Genomic DNA, 12,052 nt, shown 5'->3' with positions numbered 1-12,052 from the left:
AACGTATGTTTTCCTATCCCGAAAGGCCGTCTGAAACCATGAATTCCCCTTCAAAAAACACTTGGCAAAACGGCCGTTGGCTGAATGCACGCCAAACTCATTCGCCCAATTTCAGCCCGCGCGAACCGGATGAAAACGTCTCATTGGTTGTCCTCCACAATATTTCCCTCCCTCCTTTTGAGTACAACACAGGGGCAGTGGAAAAATTGTTTACCAACCAAATCAACCCTAACGAGCATCCTTTTTTCAGCATCATCCACACCTTGCGCGTCTCCAGCCATTTTTTCATCAGCCGTAAGGGCGAAACCGTCCAATTCGTTTCCTGCGACGACATGGCCTATCATGCCGGCGTATCGTCGTTTCAAGGCAGAGAAAAATGCAATGCCTTTTCCATCGGTATCGAATTGGAAGGCTGCGATTTCGAGCCTTTTACCGAAGCACAATACACCAGCCTACAAGCCTTGCTGACCGCCATTTCCGAGCATTACCCGATTCAGGCCGTTACCGGCCATCAAGACATCGCGCCGGACAGGAAAACCGATCCTGGGCATTTCTTCGATTGGCCACGCCTTCAAAAAGCAGGTTTCCCCATCCGGCGCGGATAACTTTCAGACGGCCTGAAATGATTGGCAGACATAATGCTGTCACAACCGTTTATTTTCGTTATAATTCAGCTATTCATTCGGACGCATAAAGTCCGGCTCCAACGAACTTCCCATGCAGCAAGATTCCGCACCCTGAAAAAGACGGAATGCTGCCTTTTTAAAAAGTGATTACTCCATGATTTTCATCGTCTTAGCCCTCGCCGCTCTTTTGGCGGTCATCGGTTACAACATGTACCAGGAAAACCAATACCGCAAACAAGTGCGCGAACAATTCGGCCATTCCGATAAGGATGCGCTTTTGACCAGCAAAACCAAGCACGTCCGCGACAGCAAAGAAACTGGCGGCCAAGGTTTGTTTATCAAGAAAAACAAAAAAACCGAAGAGGCATTACGCAACCTGCAAGAGCAAGATGAAATCTACGCGGCAAAAGCCAAACTGGCTCATCCTGCCCAACTTAAAACCGATGTCGAATTGACTGTGGAAGACGACTTTTCCGCAGAAGAAAAAATCCAACACACTGTTATCGGCTTAAACAACGAAATTACCATTAGCCCTGCCGAAGCCGCTTCTGCTCCGGTTGAAACCGCTTCCGAACCTGTGGTACAAGTACCATTGATCAGCTTGGACGAATTGTCGCAAGTCGAGTTGCCTTGGTTTGACCCGCGCTTCGACTACATGGCCTACATCTCCCTGAAACAAGCCCAAGAATTGCACGCCCTGCCGCGCCTTTCCGGCACACACCGCTTCCAAATCATCGGTTGCACTATGGACGACCATTTCCGCGTTGCCGAGCCGATTCCGGGCGTTTACTACCAAGGCTTCGTCATAGGCTTGCAAGCTGTCAGCCGCAACGGTTTGGCAGCGCGTGAAGAGCTGCAACACTTCGACCAACAGGTTGATGCTTTTGCCCAACTGATGGACGGCAAAGTTTTGCATACCGACTTGGATGCGTTCACCGAAGTCGCACAAGCTCTCGACCAATTCTGTGCGCGTGTTGACCAAACCATCGCCATTCACTTGGTTTCCCATTCCAACATCAGCGGCGTAGAATTGCGTGCCGCCGTGGAAGAAACCGGTTTCAAACTGGGTGAAGACGGCGCGTTCCACTTCTGCGACAACAACAACCCTCAATTGTTCTCCATCCATACTTTGGACAACAAACCGTTTACCAATCCTCTGTTGGACAACCAAGCCTACCGCGGCTTCAGCATGCTGTTGGATATTCCGCATGTTCCTGCCGGCGAAAAAACTTTCGACAAATTTATGGACTTGGCTGTCAAACTTTCCGGCCAACTCAGCTTAGATTTGGTTAACGACCAAATGGAAGAAGTTTCCACCCAATGGCTCAAAGACGTACGCAACTACGTTTTGGCCCGTCAGGAAGAAATGCTTAAAGTCGGTATCAAACCCGGCAGCAAACAAGCCCTGCGCCTGTTCTCTTAAACTTCCCCAATCAAAAAGCGGATATGCAATGACGGCATATCCGCTTTTTTCAGGTAAAATCCCTTCATCTTCAATATTCATCGATTTTCAGACGGCCTCTCTATCATCAGGCCGTCTGAAAACTCTATTTCGATTGCTCATGAATCCGACCGCACAACGTATCAAATACCTGACCGACCTCCTCAACCGCTACGCCTACGAATACTACACCCTAGATGCGCCCAGCGTACCCGACGCCGAATACGACAAATTGTTCCGCGAGCTCGAGGCATTGGAGCGAAACTACCCCGAGTTCAAACTGCCCGACAGCCCGACCCAACGTGTCGGTGGCGAGCCTTTAGCAGGCTTTGCCGAAGTACGCCACGAAATACCGATGCTGTCACTGACCAACGCCTTTTCGCCACAAGACGAAAACGGCGTGTTTGACCATGCCGAAATGTACGCTTTTGATGAACGCGTTCGTGGCGGATTAAACGGAGAAAAACCAGAATACGTTATCGAACCTAAATTTGACGGTCTGGCCATCAGCCTGCTGTACCGCGACGGCGTATTGACTCAAGCAGCAACCCGTGGCGACGGCACCACAGGCGAAGACGTTACCCAAAACGTCAAAACCGTATCCAACATCCCCCTGCGCCTGCATGGAGAAAACATTCCCGAGCTTATCGAGATACGTGGCGAAGTACTGATGCTTAAAGCCGATTTTGCCGCCTTAAACGCACGACAGGCTGAAAACGGACAAAAACCTTTCGCCAATCCGCGCAATGCCGCCGCCGGCAGTCTGCGTCAACTCGATTCACGCATTACGGCACAGCGCAAACTGCATTTCTTCCCCTATTCCATCGCCCGACAACAAGGCGGTTTTGTCGCGGAAGAACACCTGCAAGAGTTGAGCTACTGTAAAGAGCTTGGCTTCAGCCTGCCTGACGGTAATTTCGGCTGTTTCAAAAATATTGACGAAGTATTGGCGTTTTACGAGCAAATGCAGCAAAAACGCCCTACTCTGCCGTACGAAATCGACGGTATGGTGGTCAAAGTCAATAGCTTGGCGCAACAAGAAAAACTGGGGTTTATCTCACGCGCACCGCGCTGGGCCATTGCCCACAAATTCCCTGCCGAAGAAGCATTGACCATTGTCGAAGCCATTGATGTACAAATCGGGCGCACCGGCGCAGTAACCCCCGTCGCCCGCCTGCAGCCTGTATTTGTCGGCGGCGTTACCGTTACCAACGCCACCCTGCACAATCAGGACGAAGTATCTCGAAAAGACGTGCGCGTTGGCGACACAGTTGTTGTGCGCCGCGCCGGAGACGTGATTCCCGAGGTGGTGCGCGTAATTTTTGAACGTCGCCCAATGCAGGAAACCAATATTTCCGTTTCAGACGGCCTGCAAGACGATTTGTTTGCCGAAACACCTTCTGAAACCCAAGCCGAACCGCTTCACAAACCCTACCACCTGCCCACCCATTGCCCTATCTGTCACAGCGAAATCGAACGCGAAGAAGGCGAAGCGGTTGCCCGATGCAGCGGCGGTATGCTTTGCCAAGCACAACGCGCACAAGGTTTAATCCACTTCGCCTCACGCAAAGCCATGGACATCGACGGACTTGGTCAAAAACAAATCGAGCAGCTTGTCGCCCAAGACCTCGTCCGCCATTTCGCCGACCTCTACCGCCTCGATATTCCGACCCTGCAAAAAATGAAGGAAACAGCGGATAAAGCGTCAGCTAGTGAAGAAGAACCATCAAACAGTGAAATTGGAGACTTTGAAGGCGAGACCGGCAATACTCTGCTTGCCAAAAACAATAAAAAACAGCCGACCAAATGGGCAGAAAACATCCTTGCAGGCATAGAAGCCAGCAAAACGCCTGAACTTGCGCGCTTCCTTTTTGCCCTCGGCATCCGTCACGTTGGCGAACGCACCGCCAAAACGCTGGCACAGGCATTCGGCACACTGGAAAACGTCCGCCATGCACCAGAACCCATCCTCGCCTGTCTGCCCGATATCGGCACGGTGGTTGCTCGCTCCATTGCCCACTTTTTTGCCCAAGAAGCGCAACAGGCGATGATCGACGAGCTACTGGCTGTAGGTGTTGCCCCACAAAGCCAGGCTGTCACTATCTCGCCGCTGCGCCATGCCGAGCCACAACGCTGGATTGCCCGCCTGCCTGATTTTAAAATCAGCGAAACCAAAGCACTGGCCTTGTGGGAACTTGCCGGACAAAACATAGAAGGTCTGCAAACTGACAAAGCATTACCTGCCGATTGGCAGACATGGCGCAGTAAACCGCAAAACGCAGCCCTGCTTGAAAATATGAAAACTTTCTTTGCTCAAACGCTGTCTAATCTTCAAGATGAAACTATTTTAGACGGCATTAACGAGGCCATAGCAGGTAAAACCTTTGTATTGACAGGGACTTTACCCACGCTCAAACGTGACCAAGCCCAAGCCTTGATCGAAGCCGCAGGCGGTAAAGTTTCCGGCAGCGTATCCAAAAAAACCGACTACGTTGTCGCCGGAGAAGCTACAGGCAGTAAATTGGAAAAAGCCCAAGCTTTGGGCGTGGCCATATTAACCGAAGAAGAATTACTGGCGTTGCTGGGATAAGACAGTATCTATGACCAATTCTCCTTTTCAAACCGCCTGATACTTTATCATGTGGTATTATTGTTACATACGACTACATCTTTACACTTTTTGGGGTATAAACCCATAGTTAAAATAGGATAATAATATGAAACCCATTAAAAAATGCGTCTTTCCCGTTGCCGGTATGGGTACCCGTTTCTTGCCTGCGACCAAAGCCAGCCCCAAAGAAATGCTGCCTATCGTGGACAAACCTCTGATTCAATATGCAGTTGAAGAAGCGGTTGAAGCCGGCTGTACTGAAATGGTGTTCATCACCGGTCGTAACAAACGGAGTATCGAAGACCACTTCGACAAAGCATACGAGTTGGAAACCGAATTGGAATTGCGTCAAAAAGACAAACTGTTGGCGCACGTTCGCGATATCCTGCCTTCCAACATTACCTGCATGTACATCCGTCAAACTGAAGCATTGGGTTTGGGTCATGCCGTATTGTGCGCACAGGCTGCCGTTGGTAACGAGCCTTTCGCCGTTATTTTGGCAGACGATTTGATTGATGCGCCTAAAGGTGCATTGAAACAGATGGTTGATGTGTACAATCAAAGCGGTAACAGCGTTTTAGGCGTTGAAACCGTTGACCCTTCCCAAACAGGCTCTTACGGTATCGTTGAAGTTGAAAACCTGAAAAGCTATCAACGTGTAGTCAATATTGTTGAAAAACCAAAACCGGAAGAAGCGCCTTCCAATCTTGCTGTTGTCGGCCGCTACATCCTGACTCCGCGTATTTTTGACTTATTAACCAACCTGCCTCGCGGCGCCGGTAACGAAATCCAACTGACAGACGGTATTGCGCGCCTGCTCGACCATGAGTTTGTGTTGGCTCATGCATTTGATGGCAAACGCTACGACTGCGGCAGTAAATTGGGTTACCTTGAAGCAACCGTGGCTTACGGTTTGAAACACCATGAAACCGGCGAACAATTCAAAGAATTACTCAAGCAATACGCTTAAGCCCAGCCATTATAAAAAGGCCGTCTGAAATTTCAGACGGCCTTTTTCTCACACTTATTTCTTCCAATACGCCGGAGTAAACAAAATTAAAACGGTAAAAATCTCCAAACGTCCCAACAACATCACAGCCGTACACAGCCACTTCTGCACATCGCTCAGCGCGGCATAATTATGCGACGGACCGACAGCACCCAAGCCCGGCCCTGCATTGGTAATACAAGCAATGACTGCCGTAAAGGCGGATAAAAAGTCCAAGCCTGCCGCCATCAGTAAAAAGCTGAATACGATGACCGTCATAAAGTAAATAAAGATGAACGACATGACGGTCAACGCCATGCGATCCGGAATGGAGCGATTGTTGACCTTTACCGTACGAACCGCACGCGGATGCAGCAAAATCAACATTTCGCGCAAGCTGAATTTAAACAATACCAACGCACGCACGTTTTTAATACCGCCGCCCATAGAGCCTGAGCTTGCCAAGACGTTCGACAGGAAAAACATCCACAACGACACAATCAGCGGCCATTGTGCAAAGTCGGCATTGGAGAAACCGCTGGCCAATCCGATGGACACAAAGTTGAAGCTGACAAAACGCAAAGCTTCGCCAAGGCTTTGGTACACGTCCTGCTGCCACAGATACAATGCCGAAATCAAAATACTGCCCGACAAAACCAGCAGCATGGTGCGGCATTCTTCATCCTTCCAGTACACCTGCAAAGAGCGGTTGCCCAGCGCAGTAAAATGGCTGGCGAAATTGATACCGCCCCAGACAGTAAAAAACATCAACGTCCATTCGACTGCCACAGAATCAAAATAGGCAACGCTGTCATCATGTGTCGAAAAACCGCCCAAGGCCACTGCCGACATCGCATGGCACAAGGCATCAAACCAACCCATACCGGCAATATGCAAGGATACAAAGGCGGCAGCAGTTGTCAGCGCATAAGCAAACCACAGCCGTTTGGCCACTTGCGAAATGCGGGGCGCCATCTTACTTTCTTTATCCATACCCGGAATTTCCGCTTTGAAGAGCTGCGTCCCCCCCACGCCCAACATTGGCAAAATTGCCACAGCCAGCACGATAATACCCATACCGCCAAGCCAGTTGAGCATGTGCCGCCAAAAATTTACCGACGGATCCAGCGTATCCAAGCCGGAAATCACTGTTGCCCCCGTTGTCGTCAGCCCCGACATCGCTTCAAAAAACGCATCGGTGAAACTCATGGACGGCATATAGAAATAAATCGGCATCGCCGCCACGACGGCAAAGGCCAGCCACAGCATCAATACCAGGGTAAATCCGTCACGCGGCCGCAATTCACGGTTGAAACGCAAAGTCAGCACCCAAGTAACGCACGACACCAACAATACCGTCAAAGCCGTATAGGCAAACACGATAAACGCGCTGTCGTGATAAAAATACGACATCAGTGTCGGCACGGCCAACAGTAATGAAAACAACAGCCCCAGCTTGGACAATACATGGACAATCGGCATCACCTTGCTTACCGCACCGCCCAATCTGAAACCCTTATACAAATACATCATATCCCTATCATCAGAAAATAAAATATTCAGACGGCCTCATGAAAAAAAGGCCGTCTGAAACCGCATATTTTATCAAAATGCCGCAACCCCGTGATAAAGAAAAACCAAAAAACACTTGCCTGCTCTTTTTCTAAGAGTATAATGTTATACCATAACACTTACTGGAGAAAGAAATGAAACCCGATATCCACCCAGACAACTATCGTACCGTCCTGTTTTACGACAGCGGTGCAGACCAAGGATGGCTCATCCGTTCATGTGCCAATACCCACGGCAAAACCATGGTTTGGAAAGACGGAGTAGAGTATCCCCTCTTCTCTCTTGATACCTCTTCCGCGTCCCACCCCGTATACACAGGCAAACAACGCAACGTCAATATCGAAGGCCGCGCCAGCAAGTTCAACCAACGTTACCAATCCATGATGTCTTCCTTCAGAAAGGATAAATGATGCAAGTCCTCTCATCCCTGAAAACTGCAAAAAAAACGACACCGCGACTGCCAAATTGTCCGCCGAAAAGGCAAAGTGTACGTTATTTGCAAGAGCAACCCCCGCTTTAAAGCACGCCAGCGTTAAGCTGTCCTATCCTTCTTTCAATGTAACTCTCTGAATTTTCCGCACTTTCGTTTACCTCTAGCGCAAGTGCGGCTTTTTTTCAAACGGCATTAATCATTTATATCAAAACTACAAAGAATCCTGCCATACTCCCGGAAACAGGAAGAAAAAGTAAATAATGGTTATCCCTATTGTGAAGCCATAAAGATATTTATAACATGCCGCTACATTCTTCCTTCAACACTGACCATAGGAGTCAAAAATGAAAGTAAAAGCCCTGCTTGCAATTGCCGCCGCCATGAGCCTCGCTGCCTGTGCCGCACCCGAAGCCCATCAACATGACCATGGTCACCGTCACGAGCACAATCATGACCACGGCCGTACACACGATCATGATGCCCGTGTTCAATCATTCAGCTGCGAAAACGGCCTGTCTGTACAAATCCGCAACCTGAGCACCGATCAAGTTGAATTACGCCTTGACGACAAAGTTGCCACCCTGTCTTCTGCCGTTGCAGGTTCAGGCGAACGCTATGTTGCCAACCAAGGCCTGTTCGGCAAAGGCGCTGAATGGCATCAAAAAGGCAGCGAAGCATTCTTCGGCTTCACTGACCCATACGGCAACAAAGTAGAAACTTCTTGCTCTGCCCGCTAATTTCTACTTAGCAATAGAATAGCTAAAGGCCGTTTGAAACCCGGATTTCAGGTTTTCAGACGGCCTTTAATTTTATGGCTGATCGGGCTTGGGGGCTTGTTGGTTAATTTTTATCAGTTCCCGTACCCAATCGACTGTTGCAGTACTTTCCCAAGAGGTAAATTTTGCCGTGGGAGAGTTGTTCATACATACGCCTTCAAACAATAATCCGTTTAAAGCTAGGTTGGCGGTAACTTCTGGTTTGGAATGGGCATATTTTCTAAATTTCTTTGCATAGACAATATAATTTACCCCTTCATCCAAAATATCGAATGTTACGATAGGCATGGCATTTTTCTTAAGTTCTCTTTTCTGATGTTCGATATATTTGAGGCTTCCCGATAACCGCTGTTCGTTTGGAAGTTTTATTAAAGAAGGATTGAGTAGTTCCATACTCACTAAAAAACATGTTTTTTCAACCAAGCCCGGGGAACATACTTTCGTAGAGTAGCGTCCGCTTCCCCTTGTATTGCATGATGGTTCGGGATAAATATAATATGCCCTCGCAACCTTCCCTACTTGCTGAATCTGGTCGAAAAATTTTTTTACTTCTTGAAATTCTTTTTTTTCAAAATCAATCGGTACGCCATTTTGAGGAGTAATCACATTAATCGAAATATTGTGAACCTGGATTGTTTCCTGTAACGGTTCAACCGGTTGTTGTTGCTGATTATTGCAGGCAGACAATAGGCTTATGGCGAAAAGCAACATCCTCTGTTTCATCTTCATCTCCATTTTTGTCAAACAAAGGCCGTCTGAAAACCTATTTCCAAAGTTTTCAGACTGCCTTTATCTTAGACCAAACAATTAAGCGTAATGTCTTTCTTCGCCTTTACCGTCAACGTTTTCGGCACAACGTTTACAGATGGTTTCATGGCCTGCAACTGCGCCCACATCGTGGGTATAGTGCCAGCAGCGTTCGCATTTTTCACCATCGCTGGCTTTAGCGGTCACAGCAAGTTCATCACCTACTTTCACTTCTGCTTTAGACACCAGCAAAGCAAAACGCAATTCTTCGCCCAAAGTGTTCAGATAATCGGCAATTTCTTCCGGAGCCGTAATTTCGGTTTCGGCTTGCAATGAAGAACCGACGGTTTTATCCGTACGCAAAGGCTCGATGGCAGCAGTTACTGCTTCGCGTGCTTCGCGAATTGCCGTCCATTTTTTCACCAATTCGGCTTCGGCTTTTTCATTGATAGATGGAAACTCATGCCATGTATGGAAGAGGACGCTGTCTTCTTCGCCGCCACCGATGATGTCCCATGCTTCCTCGCCGGTAAAGCACAAAATCGGAGCAATCAGCAGAACCAAACTGCGTGTGATGTGATACAGGGCAGTTTGCGCGCTGCGGCGAGCATGGCTGTCTGCTTTGGTGGTGTAGAGGCGATCTTTCAGGATATCGAGGTAGAACGCGCCCAAGTCTTCCGAGCAGAAAGAAACAATGTCTTTTACGGCAAAGTGGAAGGCATAACGCGGATAGTAATCTCCTGCCAGACGCTCTTGCAGCTGACGTGCCAATACCACGGCGTAGCGGTCGATTTCCACCATGTCTGCCTGCTGCACGGCATCTTCAATAGGATTGAAGTCGCTGAGGTTGGCAAACAGGAAGCTCAAGGTATTGCGGATACGACGATAGCTTTCAGTTACGCGCTTAAGGATTTCTTTGGAAATCGCCAATTCGCCGCTGTAATCGGTAGATGCCGCCCACAGGCGCAGGATGTCTGCGCCGAATTCGTTGTAAACTTCTTGCGGTGCAACAACGTTACCGATGGATTTCGACATTTTGCGGCCGTTTTGGTCAACCACGAAACCATGGGTCAGCAGCTGTTTGTATGGTGCACGACCCATGGATGAGGCGCAACCGGTCAACATAGAGGATTGGAACCAGCCGCGGTGTTGGTCGCTGCCTTCGAGGTAGAGGTCGGCAGGCCAGTCTAATTCTTCGCGCTGTTTCAAGACGGAATAATGGGTCGAGCCTGAGTCGAACCATACGTCCATGGTATCGGAAAGTTTGTCGTAATTTTCGCAATCTTCCGCGCTCAAGAGTTCGCTCTTATCAAGAGAGAACCATGCTTCGATGCCTTTTTCTTCGATGCGTTGTGCTACTTTCTCCAAAAGCTCAGCAGAGTTCGGATGCAGCTCACCGGTTTCTTTGTGAACAAAGAAGGTCATCGGCGTGCCCCAGTAGCGTTGGCGCGAAACCACCCAGTCAGGACGACCTTCAATCATGGCTTCCAAACGCGCACGACCCCATGACGGGAAGAATTCAGTGTCATCAACGGCTTTGATGGCTTTGTCGCGCAGGGTTTTACCGTCAGCACCTGCTTTGTCCATACCGACAAACCATTGGCCGGTCGCACGGTAAATCAACGGCGTTTTGTGGCGCCAGCAGTGGGCGTAGCTGTGTTCGATTTTACTGCTTGCCAAAAGGTTGCCGGTTTCTCCCAGCCATTGCAGGATGACGGGATTGGCTTCCCAAACGCTCATACCAGCGACACGAGGTGTTTCGCTGATGTATTTGCCTTCGGCGTTGACAGGGTTGTAAAGCTCGATACCGTATTTATTGCAGACAGCGTAGTCTTCCAGACCATGCGCAGGCGCAGTGTGCACCAAGCCGGTACCGGCGTCGGTGGTAACGTGTTCGCCGTTGAGCATGAGGATATCGCGTTCGAGGAACGGATGGTTCATGTGCAGGTTTTCCAGCTTGTCGCCGGTGGTTTCTGCCAATACTTTCAGGTCGTCTGAAGCGAAGCCGTAGCGTTTGAGCGCATCTTCTGCCAAATCTTTGGCCAACACCAATTTGCCTTTAGGCGTATCAATCAATTGATACACCACGTCTGCGCCAGCTGAAACAGCTTGGCTCGCAGGCAAAGTCCAAGGCGTGGTTGTCCAGATAACGGCAAACGCTTTGCCTTCGATGTCGGACAAACCGAATGCGGCGGCAAGCGCGGCATTGTCTTTAAACGGATAGGCAACGTCAATCGCAGGCGATACTTTGTCTTTGTATTCCACTTCTGCTTCCGCCAGTGAAGAGCCGCAGTCCAAGCAGAACTGAACCGGTTTCGCGCCGCGGTAGAGATAGCCGGATTTGTAGATTTCGCCGAGCATACGCACGGTATCGGCTTCGGTTTTGAAATCCATGGTCAGGTAAGGATTGTCCCAATCGCCCAACACACCCAAGCGGATAAAGTCTTTTTTCTGACGGGCAATCTGTTCGGCGGCGTATTCGCGGCACAATTCGCGGAAACGGGCTTTGGGCATGTCTTTGCCGTGCAGCTTCTCTACCATCACTTCGATGGGCAGGCCGTGGCAGTCCCAGCCCGGCACATAAGGCGCATCAAAACCGGCTTGGGTTTTGCTGCGGATAATAATGTCTTTGAGAATTTTATTGACGGCATGACCGATGTGGATGTCGCCGTTGGCATACGGAGGACCGTCGTGCAGAATAAATTTCGGACGGCCTTTGGCGATTTCACGCAGTTTTTGGTAGCGTTTTTGCTCGTACCAGCTTTTCAGCCATGCAGGCTCGCGCTTGGCAAGATTGCCGCGCATTGGAAACGGGCTCTCGAGCAGGTTTACGGTTTTACTGTAATCGGTCATTTTCT

Annotated in this window: 9 protein-coding genes and 1 pseudogene; 7 read left to right on the top strand and 3 right to left on the bottom strand. The window is 49.4% G+C overall.

Annotated features, from left to right (window positions below; genetic code table 11):
• The first annotated feature begins 38 nt into the window (after nt 1-38).
• From ampD to galU, 4 genes are all read left to right on the top strand, one after another.
• A complete protein-coding gene (ampD, locus tag HMPREF2952_RS08120) occupies nt 39-605 on the top strand; it encodes a 1,6-anhydro-N-acetylmuramyl-L-alanine amidase AmpD (RefSeq protein ID WP_039862241.1) in 567 nt (188 codons plus the stop codon).
• A gap of 175 nt (nt 606-780) precedes the next feature.
• Entirely contained in the window at nt 781-2,049 is a 1,269-nt protein-coding gene (locus HMPREF2952_RS08115) for a cell division protein ZipA C-terminal FtsZ-binding domain-containing protein (RefSeq protein WP_070695495.1), read from the top strand.
• A gap of 139 nt (nt 2,050-2,188) precedes the next feature.
• On the top strand, nt 2,189-4,657 hold the full coding sequence (gene ligA / locus HMPREF2952_RS08110) for an NAD-dependent DNA ligase LigA (protein WP_049336475.1): 2,469 nt from the start codon (nt 2,189-2,191) through the stop codon (nt 4,655-4,657).
• Nucleotides 4,658-4,784: 127 nt separating this feature from the next.
• Nucleotides 4,785-5,648, top strand: a complete 864-nt coding sequence (galU, locus tag HMPREF2952_RS08105) for a UTP--glucose-1-phosphate uridylyltransferase GalU (RefSeq protein ID WP_049336474.1) — start codon at nt 4,785-4,787, stop codon at nt 5,646-5,648.
• Nucleotides 5,649-5,702: 54 nt separating this feature from the next.
• Here the strand turns inward: galU and HMPREF2952_RS08100 are convergent, their stop codons facing one another.
• Nucleotides 5,703-7,199, bottom strand: a complete 1,497-nt coding sequence (locus tag HMPREF2952_RS08100) for a TrkH family potassium uptake protein (protein ID WP_049336472.1) — start codon at nt 7,197-7,199, stop codon at nt 5,703-5,705.
• Nucleotides 7,200-7,372: 173 nt separating this feature from the next.
• On the opposite strand from HMPREF2952_RS08100, the gene HMPREF2952_RS08095 reads away from it, so the two are divergent.
• The 3 genes and pseudogenes from HMPREF2952_RS08095 (at nt 7,373) to HMPREF2952_RS08090 (ending at nt 8,408) form a co-directional block, all read left to right on the top strand.
• Nucleotides 7,373-7,648: a type B 50S ribosomal protein L31 gene (locus tag HMPREF2952_RS08095; protein ID WP_049328620.1), complete on the top strand. Its 276-nt coding sequence runs from the start codon at nt 7,373-7,375 to the stop codon at nt 7,646-7,648.
• A pseudogene (gene ykgO, locus HMPREF2952_RS11025) lies at nt 7,648-7,774 on the top strand (type B 50S ribosomal protein L36). The gene HMPREF2952_RS08095 and the pseudogene ykgO overlap by 1 nt, the downstream one beginning before the upstream one ends.
• Nucleotides 7,775-8,015: 241 nt before the next feature.
• Nucleotides 8,016-8,408, top strand: coding sequence for an MliC family protein (locus HMPREF2952_RS08090; protein ID WP_004520107.1), 393 nt, complete (start codon nt 8,016-8,018; stop codon nt 8,406-8,408).
• Nucleotides 8,409-8,480: 72 nt separating this feature from the next.
• Here the strand turns inward: HMPREF2952_RS08090 and HMPREF2952_RS08085 are convergent, their stop codons facing one another.
• The gene (locus tag HMPREF2952_RS08085; protein ID WP_141747901.1) at nt 8,481-9,170 is read right to left on the bottom strand and encodes a hypothetical protein; all 690 of its coding nucleotides are present in this window, start codon (nt 9,168-9,170) and stop codon (nt 8,481-8,483) included.
• Nucleotides 9,171-9,254: 84 nt separating this feature from the next.
• Complete coding sequence (gene ileS / locus HMPREF2952_RS08080) at nt 9,255-12,047, bottom strand: isoleucine--tRNA ligase (RefSeq protein ID WP_049336469.1); 2,793 nt, start codon at nt 12,045-12,047, stop codon at nt 9,255-9,257.
• Nucleotides 12,048-12,052: the final 5 nt, after the last annotated feature.

It is taken from the genome of Neisseria sp. HMSC068C12 (assembly GCF_001814095.1).
GTDB classification, from domain to species: domain Bacteria; phylum Pseudomonadota; class Gammaproteobacteria; order Burkholderiales; family Neisseriaceae; genus Neisseria; species Neisseria perflava.
The sequence above is the reverse complement of the archived record's forward strand: the minus strand, read 5'-3'. Positions and strand labels throughout refer to the sequence as shown.